Below are 16,020 nucleotides of genomic sequence, written 5' to 3'. Positions count from 1 at the left end.
AAACCGAACACGCCTTCGCCTCGTCCCCAGATGATCTCTACTGGTGCTTTCGCCGGCTGCAGGCCTTCGAGGCCTGGCAGGTGCATGGCGGCTGGATTTCGGCAGGCGGTCACGGGCTGGGTCCGGGTGTCGACGAGCGTTTCGGCTTCGGCCGCACGATCGACCCAAAGACAGTCGAAGCCGAAACGGCGCGTCGGGCAGCCTTCCGTTCCGAGTTCGGCAAGCTGCTCGGCAACGACGGCTTTCTTGTTCTGCCGACCGTGCCGGGCGCAGCGCCACTGAAGACCAGCACGCCTGAGCAGTTCCAGGCCTATCGCGAAAGGGCGCTGCATCTTTTGTGCCTGGCCGGGTTGTCGGGCTTCCCGCAGATCACCTTGCCGCTCGGTTCCGTCGACGGCGCGCCCTTCGGCCTGTCGCTGCTCGGCCCTTCCGGCAGCGACGTCGCCCTGATAGGGCTCGGCCGCACGATTCTGGATGCGGCCCGAAAGGTCTGATCATGGATACATTGACCCGCATGCGCGCCTTCATCGACGTCGTCGAGGCCGAAGGCTTCTCGGCCGCCGCGCGCAAGATCGGCCGTTCCAAGGCGCTGCTGTCGAAATATGTGCGCGAGCTCGAGGACGAGCTCGGCGCGCTGTTGTTGAACCGTACCACGCGGCAGTTCTCGCTGACCGAAGCCGGTCACACCTATTATCAGCGCGCCTCCGAAATCGTGCGCGAGGTCGACAGCCTCGCCGATGCCGTGCGCGAATCTTCCGGCGACGTGCGCGGCCGCATCAAGCTCTCGGCTGCGCGCACCTTCGCCGACGCGCCGATTGGGCAGTCGCTGATCGATTTTGCCAAGCAACATCCGGACATCGTTCTCGACATCCATCTCGACGACCGCTTCGTCGATCTGGTCGAGGAAGGCTTCGATGTCGCCGTGCGCATTTCGCGGCTGGAGAACTCGTCGCTGATCGCGCGGCGCCTCGGGCCGTTTTCGATCAAGCTCTGCGCGTCGCCGGACCTGCTCGCAAAGCATGGCACCCCGACCCGCCCGCAGGATCTTTCCAACATGCCCTGCATCGTCGACACCAACGGCCGCTCTTTAGCCAACTGGCGCTTCAAGGGAGACGGCGAGGATTCGGTGAGCGTCACCGTGTCGGGGCCGATCGAGGTCAACAGTCCGATGGCGGCGAGAGCAGCCGCCGTGTCGGGCCTGGGCTTCACCATCCTCCCGGATTTCATCGCTGCGCCCGAAGTCGCGTCGGGCAAGCTGGTGACGGTGCTCGACGACCGCATCCTCTCGGGCAGCGGCATCTTCGCGGTCTATCCGCATCGCCGCTATTTGCCCGCCAAGGTCCGTGTCTTCGTCGATTTCCTGGTGCACTGGTTCAGGACGCGCGACGCTGCGTGAAGCACGTCCCCCGAAGGTGGGAACCGTTTTCGGCACAAGGACATGCGCAGAATCAGACCTAAAAGCGCATCGGGCGAATCTGGAAAAAGCGCGACGCTCTCCGAGAGCGCGTCCCAATTTCGCCCCCTTTCTGTTAACTCTCGGAGCCCACTCCCAAAGTCGATGGAATCGCGGCCCGGAATGCACTTGAAACGGCAAGCAACCATACTGGCTTCGGCAATTGCGGCCACCTTTGCCACGGTAGAGCCGGCCCAGGTGCACCCGCACGTCTTCGCCGAGGCTCGCCTCGACGTCATCCTCGGCGCGGATCACCAAAGTGTGACGGCGCTGCGCCACCTTTGGCGCTTCGACGATCTGTTTTCGAGTACAGTGATGATGGAGTTCGACAAGAACTCCGATCTGAAGCTTGACGACAAAGAGCTCAAGGAAGTGGCCGACACCGTCCATTCCTCGCTGGCCGAGTTCAACTATTTCCAGCTGGTCACGCAGGACGGCAAGGACGTGCCCATGGTCCCTCCGCCGCATCTGATGGCGAGCTTCGACAACGACCAGCTGATCATTCTGTTCGAGTCGCAGCCGAAGACGCCGATCAAGCTCGCCGGCAAGATCGACATCGGCGTCTACGATCCGACCTTCTACACGGCGATCGACTTCACCGACGACGCCAACCTCACCGTTGAGGGATTGCCCGCGAATTGCACCAAGAAGGTGATCCGTCCCGATCCGGACGAAGCGATCAAGGAAAACCAGAAGACCCTGACGGAAGCCTTCTTCAACGATCCGACGGGCACCGACATGAGCAAGATCTTCGCCACCAAGCTCGAACTGAACTGTCCGCCGGAAGGATAATCGGTGATGAAACCGTCGCTGCGCTTGGCGCTCGGCCTCGCGGCCGCCACCTTGGTCATGACGCATCTGCCTGGCGTCGCTCATGCCCAGAGCTCGCTCGGCATCGGCACCAATGACGGCATGGCGCCGAGCACGACCGGTCCGTTCGCCCATATCCTGATGTGGATCAATCTCAGGCAGCAGGAATTCTACCATTCGCTGGCGGCCGCGATGAAAGCCATGCGCCAGGACGGCAGCAAGCTCTGGCTTCTGGTCGGCCTGTCCTTCGCCTACGGCATTTTCCACGCCGCCGGGCCCGGCCACGGCAAGGCGGTGATTTCGTCCTACATGGTCGCCAACGAAGTGGCGCTGAAGCGCGGGATCATGCTGTCCTTCGTCTCGGCGCTGCTGCAGGGGCTGACCGCGGTCGTCGTCATGATGCTTGCCTATTTCGTGCTGCGCGGCACGGCGGTGTCGATGACCGACGCGGCATGGTTTCTTGAGATCTCCAGTTATGTGCTGGTGACGCTGTTCGGCGCCTGGCTACTGTGGCGCAAGGCGGGCCCGGCCATTCTTCGGCGGTTCGGCGCCGGTCCGGCCCACAGCCTGTCGGCGGCCCATGCCGGCCACTCGCGTGGCGGGCACTCGCATGCTCACGCGCATTCCCATGCCGGTCATTCCCACTCCCATTCGCATTCCGCGCATGCCCACTCGACGCACTCGCACGCGCATCACGACCATGATCATGCCGCGCATTCGCATGCGCACGGCCATGAGGCGACTGATCACAAGGCGCATGATCACGACCACGCGGCGCACGACCATGCTCACGCTGGGCATCATCACCACGGCCCGGGCGAAGTCTGCGACACCTGCGGCCATTCGCACGCGCCGGATCCGGCGCTGCTTTCGGGCGATCGCTTCGACTGGAAGACCGCCTGGTCGGCGGTGGCCGCCGTCGGCATCCGCCCTTGCTCCGGCGCGCTGATCGTGCTGAGCTTCGCGCTCCTCAACGGCCTCTGGCTCGGCGGCCTGCTCTCGGTGCTCGCCATGTCGATCGGCACCGCGATCACCGTCTCCGCGCTGGCGACGATCGCGGTGACGGCCAAGAACTGGGCTGTCTATTTCGCCGGCGACGGACGCATCGGCAACCGCATCCATTCGATCGTCGAGATCGGCGGCGCCGCGTTCATCTTCCTCGTTGGCCTGCTGCTCTTGTCGGCCAGCCTGACGGGCGGCGTCTGAAGCCGACCGGAACTGTCACCCGATCTTTCCGTCGAGTTCGTCCTCGATATGGGCGCGGATGATCTCGTCGAAATTCTTCTCGGCGACAAAACCCAGTTCCCGCGAGCGGCGCGCCTCGAAGCGCGTCGGCCAGCCTCTGACGATCGCCCAGATCGTTTCGTCGGGCTGCTCGCGGATCCGTTTGACCACCTCGGCGCCGGCTATGCGCGCGAGCGCTTCGATCTGCTCGCCGACCGTGACGGCCACGCCGGGCATGGTGAGATTGCGCCGCGGCCCGACCTTATCGCCATCGATTTCGGCCGCATGGATCAGGAAATTCACCGCCGATCGCGGGCTGGCATGCGTGTGCAGCACCGAGCGCGGCACCGGCAGGATCGCCTCCTGGCCGCTGAGCGGCTCGCGGATAATCCCTGAGAAGAAGCTCGACGCCGCCTTGTTCGGCCTGCCCGGCCGCACGCAGATGGTGGGCAGCCGGATGCCGATGCCGTCGAAGACTCCGCGCCGCGAGTAGTCGGCAAGCAGCGCCTCACTGATCAGCTTCTGCGTGCCGTAGGAGGTGAGCGGCGTCGGATGGAACTCGTCCGGGATGACATCCGGGAACGGCGCGCCGAACACCGCGATCGACGAGGTGAAGACAAGGCGCGGCGCGAAGCCCGCCACCCGCACCGCGTCGAACAAAGCGCGCGTGCCGTCGAGATTGACGCGGTAGCCGAGGTCGAAATTGGCCTCCGCCTCGCCGGAAACGATGCCGGCGAGATGGAAAATCACGTCCGGGCGGGAAGCAACGAGCTTGGCCGTCGCACCGGGCGTGGAAAGATCGCCGGTGTGGATCGAGACATCGACTCCGGCGAGCGTCGGCGCCTGCGGCGGCACGATATCATGCAGATCGAGCGCGGTTATTTTGCGCCCGCGCAGCACACCGTCCTTGGCCAGCCTTGCGATCAGCTTGCGGCCAACCATGCCGGCGGCGCCGGTAATCAGAACTCTCATCTCATAGACCCTTCTTGCGTTGGCTGCGTCCGCGCAGCCACAGGACGGCGAACAGCCCCACCATGAAGAGCGCGGCGATGACGACCGCAAGGACCGTAGAGACCTTGCCGGCGGCCAGCATGATGGTCGGCAGGAAATAGGCGGCGAGCCCGAACAGGAGCAGTATCCAGGCCGCGGCGATCGCCGCGTTGCGTGTCTCGCGATCCATCAGGCGCCGTCCCTCGATCCGAAGCTCATCACCGGCTCAGTGATAGTGGCGGCGATCGCGAGGCGCATCATGCGCATGGTCGTGATCATGGTGATGATCGTGCTCGTCATGACTGTCGGCGCATAGCCCGAACTCGGGCTCCACCGTTGCATGATCGATCCCGTGCTTCGCCGCAAGCCGCTTCTTGATGGCGCTTACCGCAGCATGCGGATCGACGCCGTCATTCAGGCAGGCATGCAGCGTCGCCATGTTGCTGGTGCCGTCGAGCGACCAGACATGCATGTGATGCACCTCCCGCACGCCCTTGACCGCGGCTTCCAGATCCTTGGCGATGAGATCGCGGTCGAGGCTTGCCGGCACGCCTTCGAGCAGCACATGGGCGGCCTCGCGCATCAGCGACCACGCCGTCGACAGGATCAGCAGCGCCACCAGCACGGAGAGGATCGGATCGATCGGCGTCCAGCCGGTGGCGAGGATGATGAGGGCCGCAGCGATTGCCGCGGCCGAGCCAAGCAGGTCGCCCAGCACATGCAGTATGGCGCCGCGCATGTTGAGGCTCTCGCGGTCGCCGCCATGCAGCACGAAGAAGGAGGCGACGTTGACCAGCAGGCCGGCGACCGCCACCACCAGCATCGGCCCGCCCAGCACCGGCGCCGGGTGCATCAGCCGCCCCCAGGCCTCGTAGACGATCCAAAGCGCGATGACGAAAATGGCTATGCCGTTGGTGTATGCGACCAGCGTCTTCACGCGAGCGAAGCCGTAGGTGAGACGCCCGGTGGCGGGACGTCCGGTGAGTTGGAAGGCATACCAGGCGAGGCCGAGCGCGATCGCGTCCGCCAGCATATGGCCAGCATCCGCAAGCAGCGCCAGCGAGCCGGTGAGCCAGCCGCCGAGCGCCTCCGCGATCATGAAGCCGGCTGTCAGGCAGCCCGCGACGAGAACGCGCTTCTTGTCGGTCGACCCGTGCACGTCATCGGCGCCGTGGCTGTGGGCGTGTGAGCCGTGATCATGCGCCATCGCGCAACTCCTGCTACGCGCCGGACTCGGCGCGGAAATCCTCGAGCCGTCGCTTTTGGCGGCCCTCGCCATCGAAATTCGCCGGATCGAGCCAGGCCTCATAGGCCTTGCGCAGCGCCGGCCACTCCTTGTCGATGATCGAGTACCACGCCGTATCGCGGTTTTCGCCCTTTACCACAAGATGCTGGCGGAAAATGCCTTCGAACTTGAAACCGAAACGTTCCGCCGCACGTTTCGACGGCTCGTTGCGGTTGTTGCATTTCCATTCGTAGCGGCGATAGCCGAGCTCGTCGAAGGCATATTTGGTGAACAGGAACTGTGCTTCCGTCGCCTGCGGCCTGCGCGAAATCAGCGGCCCCCAATAGATGTTGCCGATCTCGATGACGCCGTTGGCGGCATCAATGCGCATCAGCGTCTGACGTCCGGCGATCTTGCCGCTCGGCTTGTCGATGACGGCGAAAAACAACGGATCCTCGCTCGCCTCGACTTTGTCGAGCCATGGCTGGAAGGCGGCGCGGTTCTCAGGCGGATAGTCCGGCAGCCAGGCGAAGCGGCCTCCGGCATCGGGCACCGACGACGCCTCATAGAGGCCGTCGCCGTGCTTTGACGCGCTCAGTGGCTCAAGCCGGACATAGCGGCCTTCCAGCGCCTTGCGTTCGGGCCGCGGGCGTGGCTGCCAATTCTTCAGATTTTCCGACACCGAAAGCTCCGATCCGTTTGACTTTCCTGGCGCAGGCTCACAAAAACGCTCGCCCACAGAAAGAACCACAGGGACGGGAAAAATGCTCCACACCATCGCGGCCTTCGATCGTCTCGGCGAGGAAAATGCCTTTGCGGTGCTCGCGCGGGCAACGGCGCTTGCCCATCAGGGCCGCGACGTCATCAACCTCGGCATCGGCCAGCCCGACTTCAAGACGCCGCAGCATATCGTCGAGGCGGCGATCAAGGCGCTGCGCGATGGCCACCACGGCTACACGCCTGCCAACGGCCTTTTAGCCACTCGCGAGGCCGTCGTGCGCCGAACGCTGACCACCACCGGGGTCGAAGTATCGCCCGAGAGCGTGATCATCCTGCCCGGCGGCAAGCCGACCATGTTCGCCGCGATCCTGATGTTCGGCGAGCCGGGGGCGGAGATTCTTTATCCCGATCCCGGCTTTCCGATTTATCGCTCGATGATCGAGTTCACGGGTGCGGCTCCAATCCCGGTGCCGATCCGCGAGGAGAACGGCTTCGCCTTCTCGGCGGATGAGACGCTGGCGCTGATCACGCCGAAGACGAGGCTGCTGATCCTCAACTCGCCCGCCAATCCGACCGGCGGCGTGACCGCGCGGAACGAGATCGCCAAACTCGTGAAGGGCTTGGAGAAGCACCCTGAGGTCGCGATCCTCTCCGACGAGATCTACGACGTCATGACCTATGACGGCGAGACGCACTGCTCGCTGCTCAACTTTCCGGAACTCCGCGACAGGCTGATCGTGCTCAACGGCTGGTCCAAGACCTGGGCGATGACCGGCTGGCGCATGGGCTGGTCGATCTGGCCAAACGGCGAAAAGGGCGCCTATCTCTACGACAAGGTGCGCAAGCTGGCGGTCAACTGCTGGTCCTGCGTCAACGCGCCGAGCCAGTATGCCGGCATCGCCGCGATAGACGGCCCGCAGGACGATGTCGAAAAGATGATGCTCGCCTTCGACAACCGCAGGAAGATCGTGGTCGAAGGGCTGAACGCGCTCCCCGGCATTTCCTGCATCACGCCGAAGGGCGCCTTCTACGCCTTCCCCAATGTTTCGAAGACCGGCTGGAAGGCCAAGAAGCTTGCCTCGGCGCTGTTGGAGGATGCCGGCGTCGCGCTGATCGGCGGCCCCGATTTCGGCGTGCTCGGCGAAGGCTATGTCCGGCTTTCCTACGCCAATTCCGAGGAGAACATATTACGAGCGCTGGAGCGGATCGAAGTGTTCTTGACGAAATAGAAGCCTCAGCCCCTCATCCGCGGCCGACGAACGGCATCTTCGTCGCCATCACCGTCATGAACAGCACATTGGCGTCGAGCGGCAAGCTCGCCATGTGAAGCACCGCGTCGGCGACGCGCTGGACATCCATCACGGCTTCGGCGGCGATGGAGCCGTTGGCCTGCGGCACGCCGACGGTCATCGCCTGCGCCATCTCGGTCAATGCGTTGCCAATGTCGATCTGGCCGCAGGCAATGTCATAGGGCCGGCCGTCGAGCGCCAGGGTCTTGGTCAGGCCGGTGATGGCATGCTTGGTCGCCGTGTAGGGCGCTGAGCCCGGCCGCGGCGCATAGGCCGACACCGAGCCATTGTTGATGATGCGCCCACCCATCGGCTTTTGCCGGCGCATGACGCCGAAGGCGGCACGGGCGCATAGGAACGAGCCGGTCAGGTTGACGCCGACGACATCGTTCCAGACCTCGACCGGGATCTCGTCGATCAGCGTCGACTTGTAGCCCATGCCGGCATTGTTGAAGAGCAGGTCGACGCGCCCGAACGCCTCCACCACTGTCTCGAACATGTCGTCGACTTCGCCGGCCTTGCTGATGTCGCATGCAACGGCAAGCGCCCTGGCGCTGGTCTTCCCGGCCTCGGCGATCGCCTCCTCGAGCAGCGTCTTGCGGCGGCCGCAGAACACGGTGTTCCAGCCTGCCTTGAGCAGCGTGGTGGCGACGCTCTTGCCGATGCCGGTGCCGGCGCCGGTTACGATGGCTGTTTTCTCTGTCATGGCGGTCATCGTCCTCGCTCCCCGTCACTGCTGGAAGAAGACGTGGCATCGCAAATGACGGAGGGCGTGGCAAGCGGCTATTGTCGGCAAGAAAGCGGAGCCGACAAAAAGGGCGGTCATTGGCGACCGCCCCTCATCTGAACCGCGCTTGGGAGGAGGATAAGCCGGTCCGACTGGTTAGAATGATGCGCTTGCTGGGTTAACGAAAGATTAACGGCCAGCAGCACGTCCCATGCGCGTTTACCAACCGGCAATTTCAAGCCGGCGCCTTCGCCGCCGAGACCGTCGCCTCGACATGGTCGACCAGCGCGTCCGGCAGGCCGAGGCGGCCGGCTAGCAGGTCGAGATAGCCGCGCTCCGTGCGGGTGTCGGGATCGATGGTAAGGCGCGAGGCGGTGTAGAGCTCAACCTTCTGCGCATCGGTCTTGGCGCCGGTGATCAGGACGTCGAGATCGAGCGGGCGTTCAAGCTCATCCAGCAGAAATTTTTCCGCTTCGGCACCGATGCCGGCGAGCTTGAGCTTGTCGGCGATTTTCTGCCGCTCCTCGTCATCGACATGACCGTCCGCCTTGGCTGCGGAGATCATCGCCCGCACCAGGGTCAGCGTGAATTCGGCCTCGCCCTGCGGCGCCTGCAAGGGATGGAAGGCGGTGTCCTTGGGCGGCGGCAGCAACTCGGGCTCGCCGGCCACCGGTTCTTGTGCCGGCACATTGCCGGCCTTGTAGTTCTGGTAGGCCTTGTAGGCGAGGCCGCCAATGGCTGCCAGGCCGCCGAGCTTCATGGCAGCGCCCGTCACCTGTCGACCGGGGCCGGTGCCGAGCAGCACCGCCGCCAGCGCGCCGGCGGCGAGCGGATTGTCCTTCGCCATCTGCACCGCCTGCCCCGCCTTGTCGCGAACGGTCGATCCCGTGCCGGGAATTTGCGAGCCGAAAAGGTCGTCGAGCAGCTTCTTGGGGTCGAGCATCAATGCCTCCAGAATTGGCCCGGCCGAATGCGCCCGGGCGGGGTTTCGGATCGGCAAGACGTAGGCCCCGCGCATTGACATTACAATGAACGGGCGGATGATTTGACGAAACCTGGGCTGCTCAGCTTCCGATGTGGCGCTTGGCGCCCCGCGCATGCGCGAGTTCCACCTGGCGATGGCGCTCGGCGTAGCGCGCGCGGTCCTCGTCCGAGCGCGCTTCGAAGCAATGCGGGCATGAGACGCCGACCATATATTTCGGCGAGAGCCGGTCCTCGACGGTGAGCGGATGGCGGCAGGCGCGGCAGAGTTCGGCTTCGCCCTCGGCCAGGCCATGCGACACCGATACCCGCTCGTCGAAGACGAAGCATTCGCCCTGCCACAGGCTCTCTTCGGCCGGCACCTCTTCGAGATATTTCAGGATGCCGCCCTTAAGATGGAAGACCTGCCTGAAGCCCAGCGACTTCACGTAAGCGGTCGCCTTCTCGCAGCGAATGCCGCCGGTGCAGAACATCGCCACCTTGCGGCCTTCGAGCTCCTCGCGGTGCTCTTCGACCCAGCCCGGGAACTCGCGAAAGCTGGCGGTCTTGGGATCGACCGCGCCCTTGAAGGTGCCGATCCAAACCTCGTAGGCGTTGCGCGTGTCGATGACCAACGTGTCGGCGTCCGAGATCAGCGCGTTCCAATCGGCCGGCGCGACATAGGTGCCGGCGCTGCTCGCCGGATCGAGATCGTCGACGCCCATCGTGACGATCTCGCGCTTCAGCCGCACCTTCATGCGGTGGAACGGCATCTCGGCGGCGGTGCTGTATTTCACTTCCAGGCCGGCAAGCGCTTCGATCGCCTCCAGGTGATCAATAAGCGCGGCGATCGCTTCCTCGCTGCCGGCGACCGTGCCGTTGATACCCTCATGCGCCAAAAGCAGCGTGCCCTTGATGCCGCGTCCACAGCAGAAGGCGGCGAGCGGCGCGCGCAACGCTTGGTAATTGTCGAGCCGCGCAAACTTGTAGAGCGCGGCAACGCGGACCGGCTGAGTTTCCTTGGTTGTTGTCATGCCCATGCCACTAGACCGTGCTGAAAGCCGTTTCAAGGCAGAGCGGACAGGCCGCGTGACATTGCGACACGCCCGCCTTCGTGGACTCGGAATACCCCTTCTGCTAATCGGTTGAAATCGACCGAAACGGAGAGACAAACCAATGACCAGCAAGACCGAAAAGCTCCTGTCGCTCCTCAACGGCCAGCCGGTCATCCCGGTGCTAAAGATCGCCAATGTCGCCGACGCCGTGCCGCTCGCCCGCGCTCTGTCGCGCGGCGGCTTGAGGGCGATCGAGATCACGCTGCGCACCGCCGATGCGCTAGAAGCGATCCGCCGCGTCGCGGCCGAAGTCGAGGATGCGGTTGTCGGTGCCGGCACCATTCTCGATGCCAAGCAGTTCGACGAGGCGGCACGCGCCGGCTCGAAATTCATCGTCAGCCCCGGCATTACGGGCCAGCTTCTCGACGCGGCCAACGACAGCCCCGTGCCGCTGCTGCCCGGCGCCATCACCCCCGGGGAGATCATGGCCGCGCGCGAAGCCGGCCTGCGCTTCCTGAAATTCTTCCCGGCCGAACAGTCGGGCGGCATTGCATCGCTGAAGGCCTTCGCCTCGCCGCTCGCCGACGTGAAATTCTGCCCGACCGGCGGCATAACGGCCAAGAACGCAGCCGACTATCTGAGCCTCCCCAACGTCATCTGCGTCGGCGGCTCGTGGGTTGCGCCCGACGAACTCATCAAGGCCGGCAAATGGGATGAGATCGAAGCCCTGGCGCGCGCGGCGAGCAAGCTCGCCTAACGCAATTCCAGGAAGTGTGGGCACCGGTTCTTCCGTCCGGATCGTGTAAAGAACCCCTGGAGCGGTTCAGCGGTCTATCAAACGCTGAACCGCTCCAGGGCTGGACATGCGGTCAGTGGCAGACCTTGACCTTCTCGACGACCTTGCGGTGGTGAACCCAATGGGTGACCACCTTGGTTCTGCAGTGATGCTTGCCGGTCTTGACGATAACGGTTTCGGCCTGCGTTGGAGCCACGGCAGCCGATGCCGCGGCCAGAGCGAGAACTGACGCCAATAGAATCTTCTTCATGAATATCCTCAGTTTGGAACGAACGCATCCTAACCCGAAAAAGCGCGGCCCGTTCCGGTCTCACGAGAAGTTTAAGCGTGCGTGATGGCATGCCGGTGCGGGCCGAAAACCAGCCGCCGGCTGGTTCCCGCTCATGGATTCGAACCACGATTCACGCCTTCAAAGGGCGCTGTCCTACCGTTAGACGAAGCGGGAAAAGACCACGCGGGAAACCCGCGCCGTTCAAACTATGCTGCCGTGATAAAAAGCAAAAGCCGCGCTGTTGTTCAACGCGGCTGTTGCGGCACTGGCAGGCTCGTTATTTCGTCTGGAAGCGGGCGACCGAAAGGAACTTCACCGCGTTGCCGGTGAACCGGCTGGCGTCCGGCAATTGCGCATCCGTCTGGAAGCCGGCCGTGTAGACCTCGCTCGGCGGCGTGTGCACGATACTGTAGGCATAGCGCGGTGCCGTGGTCGGATCGGAAACGGTGGCGATGTTGTCGCCGCTGCCCAGCGCCCAGCGCGCTGCCTGCGGCGGCGTTGCCACCACCATTGCCTTCGGGCCGGGCTTCAGGTCGTTGGCGGACGCCCTGGCCTCCTTGCGCGTCGTCTTCACGCCGGCGCCGATCGCCTGCGCCGGATCGGTGCCGGCGGGGCGTGCGGCAATGGCTTGACGCGGCGAAGCTGCATCGAGACCCGACGGATCGTTGAATGCCGAGCGTGGCTCCGGCGCAGTCAGCGAAGCGACTTCGTATTCGGCCCCACTCGAGCCGGCCACGGTGGTCGCGCTGGCCTGCTCGAGCACCGCTTTGATCTCATCCGGCTTGCCCGTGTCGGGCCGCGCGGTCGGCAGCACCGAGAAGGCATCGGTCGCGCTCTTGTCCTGCGAGGCGGTTTCCGCCAGCGCCAGAAGCACGCCCTTGTCCTTGGGCGCAAGTTCCCTCGGCAGATCGGGCCGCCTCGTCGGCAGCGGAACATTGTTGAACGCCCCCTGCGCGGGATCGGCTGTGGCCTGCGCCGCGCCGGCGGCCATGCCGAACGGTACGTTGGCCGGAGCATGCGCCGTCGCCACCGCCTGCTCAGCCGTGGCCGAGGCGTCCGCCACGGCGAACGGCACGTTTTCAGCCGTCTGCTGGCCGACATCGGCCTTGGGCCTCGGCGCGAAGGCGGGCAGAGGAACCTCCTTCGGCGGCAGCGCGGCAATGATGGTTTCGGGCGTGTCCTGCTGCGGTTGCGAATCGTCCGAGCTGTCATCGGCGATCTGCGGGATGTTGGCGCGCTGGGCATCCTGCGGCGAGACGATCGCGATGCCCGGCAGGCTGCCGCTGTTGCCGCTCTTGGCGGCCGCCACCTGCTTCACAGCTTTCGGCTGGGGTGCGGGTTGGGCGCTCGCGACATCGGCGCTGTCGTCGGCCTCGTCGTCGCCGCCGCCGAACCAGGCCGCAAACAGTCCGCCGGACCGCTTGGTCGAGCCGCCGGCGCTGGCCAGCTCGATATTGGGGGTGCCGGCGCCCTTGCGCGCCTTGTAGGCGGCCAGAGCCTGCTCATAGCCAGGCAGCGGCCGGCCGTCGCTCGGCACGTGCAGCGTCTTGCCGTTCGGGAACAGGCTGACCAGTTCCTGACGGCTGATACCCGGCCAGTGGCGGACATTGCCGACATCCATGTGGACGAACGGAGAACCGGAATTCGGATAGTAGCCGACGCCGCCGCCCTGCATCTTCAGGCCGATGTTGCGCAGCTTCTTCAGCGGCACGCCGGGGATGTAGAAGTCCATCGCCTTGCCGAGCATGTGCTGGCTTTTCTCGGCGACACCGCGGCTGCGGCTGCGCAGCATCGAATTGGTTGACGGCGAGCGATAGCCGCAGACCACCTGGATGTAGTCGGTCGCTCCGCTTTGCCGATAGGCTTCCCACACCAGATCGAGCAGCCGCGGATCCATCTTGGTCGGCTCGTTGCGGCGCCAGTCGCGCAGGATGATGTTGATCTTGCGCAGGCCTGCGGGATCGTAGCGGCCGTTGCGCTTGTAGACGATCTCGGCCTTTTCGTGCGTGTGCAGGTGATAGAGCTTCAGCGAACGGACTTCGGCTTTCGCGCCGGAAGCGGCTGCCGAGAGGAACCCGACGGCCAAAATCACAAACGTCAGCCACCTTGGCCAGACGCTCATGTGAAAATGCCGCCCGTTCGTGTGTCGTTCGACTTGGTTCAAATCAAAAGGCCTTGCAGGCTGCCGTTTGTCCCCGGATTTGCCCAAACGGATGCGTGGTTCTCACATCCGAATATCGATCCTAATGGTTAATCATCGCTTATTGGAGCCGAAATGCGGTAACACCGTGGCGATATCCCGTCAAAAATGATGCACCACGTTTCGTGGTAAATCGCTGGTTTAGATCGAGAATTCGGCTTTGGCCCAAACACAATCTGTTACCGATTGCGTTAAATGCGTGATCGCGAACACGCAAGCGACTGAAAAAGCGCCTTCAGAAACGAAAAACCGACGATTTAAGTCGGAATATAAACCGGTAGGCTGGGCTGGGCTTGCGTCTCAAGAGGCAAGTCGATCAAGCCGACCCGCTTCGGGGTCAATGCCATATTCCTTCAACTTGCGGTAAAGCGTAGAGCGCCCGATGCCGAGGCGGCGCGCCACCTCGCTCATCTGGCCGTTATAGTGGTCGATCGCAAGCTTGATCATCTCGAACTCGACATCGGCCAGCGCCCGCACATTGCCGCGCTCGTCCAAGGCCCTCAGCGTGCCGAATCGCGGCTGCAGCCGCGCCCGCGCCTCGGCCTCGTGCGAACCTGCCGCCGCTCCATTAGAGACGGCCTGATCGCCCCGCTGCGGCTCGTCCGCGACCGGTGCCACGGCAGTCGCAGGCTCGGCATCGAGCTTCACCGTGCCTTCGACCTGCGCGCGGATCTGTGGGAATTCCTCTTCGGTCAGCAATTCGCCTTCGGCGAGCACCGACGCCCTGAACACCGCATTTTCCAGCTGGCGGATGTTGCCCGGCCAATCGTAGGCCTGCAGCATCGCCAGCGCTTTGGCCGATATGCCGGTGAGACGATGACGCGGATCGGCCGGCGCCACCTTCTCCATGAAATGCCTGACCAGATGGGGGATGTCCTCGCGCCGGTCGCGCAGCGGCGGCACGAAGATCGGATAGACGTTCAGGCGATAAAATAGGTCCTCGCGGAATTTGCCGTCCTTGACCTGCTGCAAAAGATTCCGATGCGTCGCCGAGATCAGCCGGATGTCGACCTTGACGGTCGAACGGCCGCCGACCGGGTCGACCTCGCCCTCCTGCACGGCGCGCAGCAGCTTGACCTGGACGTCGAGCGGCAGGTCGCCGATCTCGTCCAGGAACAGCGTGCCCGAATGCGCCTCGACGAATTTGCCGGTGTGCTTGTCCGTGGCGCCGGTGAAGGAACCCTTCTCATGGCCGAACAGGATCGATTCCACCAGATTGTCGGGGATGGCGCCGCAATTGACGGTGACGAAGGGTTTCGAGCGGCGGTCGCCGCTGCCCTGGATGGCGCGCGCCACCAACTCCTTGCCCACCCCCGATTCGCCCTCGATCAGGATCGGGATGTTGGAGGCCGCCGCCTTCTGGCCGAGCCGGATCACCCGGTCCATCGCCGGGCTGCGGGTGATCAGATCCTTGAAGGTGAGATGGCCGCCGCGACGCCGCGACGTGCGCTTCACCTCATCCTCGACCGCTTCGACCTTCAAAGCATTGGAAATCGAGGTCTGCAGCCGGTCGGGCGAGGCCGGCTTGACGACGAAATCGAAAGCGCCGTGGCGCATGGCCGAGACAACGGTTTCGATGCCGCCCTGCGCGGTCTGCACGATGACCGGGAGATTGATGGCGCGCTCGCGCATCGCCTTCAGCACGCCGATGCCGTCGAGACCGGGCATGACCAGGTCGAGGATGACGACCGACACATCGCGCGCCTTCGGTCCGTCCAGCACATCGAGACCCGCCTCGCCGCCGTCGGTGACGATGGCGCTGTGGCCGAATTTCGTGACCGCCGCCTCGAGCAGCCTGCGCTGCACGGGATCGTCATCGACTATGAGTACGGAACCTGTCATGACTCTTTGAATTATCCGCCCGATAAATCCCCATGGATCATCTTGGCACAGGGTTCTAAATAAGGTTTCAAAAAACCCGGTGAACGAATTCCTTAGGATTTGACCGGCTTCTCCTTTCCCGTTGATTCGAAGAAGGTATTGTCGATGCGCATGATGTTTGGTCAGCGGCTTGCGGCGACGGCGTCTGGCCAGGCCGCGGCGGAACTTGGCGATCTGCCGGAGTGGAACCTCGCCGATCTCTATTCCGGTATGGAAGCGCCGGAGCTGAAGCGTGACATCGCCCGGGCGGCAAGCGACGCCATCGCCTTCGAGGTCCGCTGGAAGGGCACGTTGGCCGCCGAAGCCGAGCGTGGCGCCGGCGGCCGGCTCGGCGAGGCGCTGAAGGCCTACGAGGCGCTGGAGGAACTGATCGGCCGCATCGTCTCCTATGCCGGGCTTGTCTATGCCGGCAACACCGC

15 protein-coding genes, 1 tRNA gene and 2 pseudogenes are annotated in these 16,020 nt (G+C 64.3%); 7 read left to right on the top strand and 11 right to left on the bottom strand.

Features of this window, described 5'->3' with window-relative positions; translation table 11 throughout:
* The 4 genes and pseudogenes from EOA49_RS23510 to EOA49_RS23495 form a co-directional block, all read left to right on the top strand.
* Positions 1-494 (top strand): annotated as a pseudogene (locus tag EOA49_RS23510) (amidase family protein); the annotation flags it as partial.
* A 2-nt stretch (positions 495-496) separates the two neighbouring features.
* Positions 497-1,396: a LysR family transcriptional regulator gene (locus EOA49_RS23505; RefSeq protein WP_067002475.1), complete on the top strand. Its 900-nt coding sequence runs from the start codon at positions 497-499 to the stop codon at positions 1,394-1,396.
* Between the two features lie 180 nt (positions 1,397-1,576).
* Positions 1,577-2,245 (top strand): DUF1007 family protein, encoded by a 669-nt coding sequence (locus EOA49_RS23500; RefSeq protein ID WP_127241513.1) that lies wholly within the window; start codon positions 1,577-1,579, stop codon positions 2,243-2,245.
* Between the two features lie 6 nt (positions 2,246-2,251).
* Positions 2,252-3,469: a nickel/cobalt transporter gene (locus EOA49_RS23495; RefSeq protein WP_127243377.1), complete on the top strand. Its 1,218-nt coding sequence runs from the start codon at positions 2,252-2,254 to the stop codon at positions 3,467-3,469.
* A 15-nt stretch (positions 3,470-3,484) separates the two neighbouring features.
* Here EOA49_RS23495 and denD read toward each other — a convergent pair whose 3' ends face one another.
* The 4 genes from denD to EOA49_RS23475 are packed head-to-tail and all read right to left on the bottom strand — an operon-like array spanning position 3,485 to position 6,384.
* A complete protein-coding gene (gene denD, locus EOA49_RS23490; protein WP_127242231.1) occupies positions 3,485-4,459 on the bottom strand; it encodes a D-erythronate dehydrogenase in 975 nt (324 codons plus the stop codon).
* Position 4,460: 1 nt separating this feature from the next.
* A complete protein-coding gene (locus EOA49_RS23485; RefSeq protein ID WP_067325974.1) occupies positions 4,461-4,667 on the bottom strand; it encodes a hypothetical protein in 207 nt (68 codons plus the stop codon).
* Between the two features lie 36 nt (positions 4,668-4,703).
* A complete protein-coding gene (locus EOA49_RS23480) occupies positions 4,704-5,684 on the bottom strand; it encodes a cation diffusion facilitator family transporter (protein WP_127242230.1) in 981 nt (326 codons plus the stop codon).
* A gap of 13 nt (positions 5,685-5,697) precedes the next feature.
* Positions 5,698-6,384 (bottom strand): GNAT family protein, encoded by a 687-nt coding sequence (locus tag EOA49_RS23475; protein WP_127243376.1) that lies wholly within the window; start codon positions 6,382-6,384, stop codon positions 5,698-5,700.
* A gap of 82 nt (positions 6,385-6,466) precedes the next feature.
* Between EOA49_RS23475 and EOA49_RS23470 the strand changes: the two genes are divergently transcribed.
* Positions 6,467-7,651 (top strand): pyridoxal phosphate-dependent aminotransferase, encoded by a 1,185-nt coding sequence (locus tag EOA49_RS23470; protein WP_127241520.1) that lies wholly within the window; start codon positions 6,467-6,469, stop codon positions 7,649-7,651.
* Positions 7,652-7,664: 13 nt separating this feature from the next.
* Here EOA49_RS23470 and EOA49_RS23465 read toward each other — a convergent pair whose 3' ends face one another.
* The 3 genes from EOA49_RS23465 to EOA49_RS23455 form a co-directional block, all read right to left on the bottom strand.
* Entirely contained in the window at positions 7,665-8,417 is a 753-nt protein-coding gene (locus EOA49_RS23465) for an SDR family oxidoreductase (RefSeq protein WP_082953977.1), read from the bottom strand.
* A gap of 256 nt (positions 8,418-8,673) precedes the next feature.
* Positions 8,674-9,381, bottom strand: coding sequence for a tellurite resistance TerB family protein (locus EOA49_RS23460; RefSeq protein WP_127241521.1), 708 nt, complete (start codon positions 9,379-9,381; stop codon positions 8,674-8,676).
* Positions 9,382-9,502: 121 nt separating this feature from the next.
* Positions 9,503-10,432, bottom strand: coding sequence for a rhodanese-related sulfurtransferase (locus tag EOA49_RS23455; protein ID WP_127241522.1), 930 nt, complete (start codon positions 10,430-10,432; stop codon positions 9,503-9,505).
* A gap of 142 nt (positions 10,433-10,574) precedes the next feature.
* On the opposite strand from EOA49_RS23455, the gene EOA49_RS23450 reads away from it, so the two are divergent.
* A complete protein-coding gene (locus tag EOA49_RS23450) occupies positions 10,575-11,210 on the top strand; it encodes a 2-dehydro-3-deoxy-phosphogluconate aldolase (protein WP_127241523.1) in 636 nt (211 codons plus the stop codon).
* A 112-nt stretch (positions 11,211-11,322) separates the two neighbouring features.
* Here EOA49_RS23450 and EOA49_RS32790 read toward each other — a convergent pair whose 3' ends face one another.
* The 4 genes from EOA49_RS32790 to EOA49_RS23435 form a co-directional block, all read right to left on the bottom strand.
* Entirely contained in the window at positions 11,323-11,499 is a 177-nt protein-coding gene (locus tag EOA49_RS32790) for a hypothetical protein (RefSeq protein ID WP_082980697.1), read from the bottom strand.
* Between the two features lie 121 nt (positions 11,500-11,620).
* A tRNA-Gln gene (locus EOA49_RS23445) sits at positions 11,621-11,694 on the bottom strand.
* 103 nt (positions 11,695-11,797) lie between these two features.
* Positions 11,798-13,642 carry a DUF882 domain-containing protein gene (locus EOA49_RS23440; RefSeq protein WP_127241524.1) on the bottom strand — a complete coding sequence of 615 codons (1,845 nt, stop codon included), beginning with the start codon at positions 13,640-13,642 and terminating at the stop codon, positions 11,798-11,800.
* A gap of 378 nt (positions 13,643-14,020) precedes the next feature.
* Complete coding sequence (locus EOA49_RS23435; protein ID WP_127243375.1) at positions 14,021-15,562, bottom strand: sigma-54 dependent transcriptional regulator; 1,542 nt, start codon at positions 15,560-15,562, stop codon at positions 14,021-14,023.
* 144 nt (positions 15,563-15,706) lie between these two features.
* On the opposite strand from EOA49_RS23435, the pseudogene EOA49_RS23430 reads away from it, so the two are divergent.
* Positions 15,707-16,020 (top strand): annotated as a pseudogene (locus EOA49_RS23430) (oligoendopeptidase F); the annotation flags it as partial.

It is taken from the genome of Mesorhizobium sp. M1A.F.Ca.IN.020.04.1.1 (assembly GCF_003997315.1).
GTDB lineage: Bacteria > Pseudomonadota > Alphaproteobacteria > Rhizobiales > Rhizobiaceae > Mesorhizobium.
The sequence above is the reverse complement of the archived record's forward strand: the minus strand, read 5'-3'. Positions and strand labels throughout refer to the sequence as shown.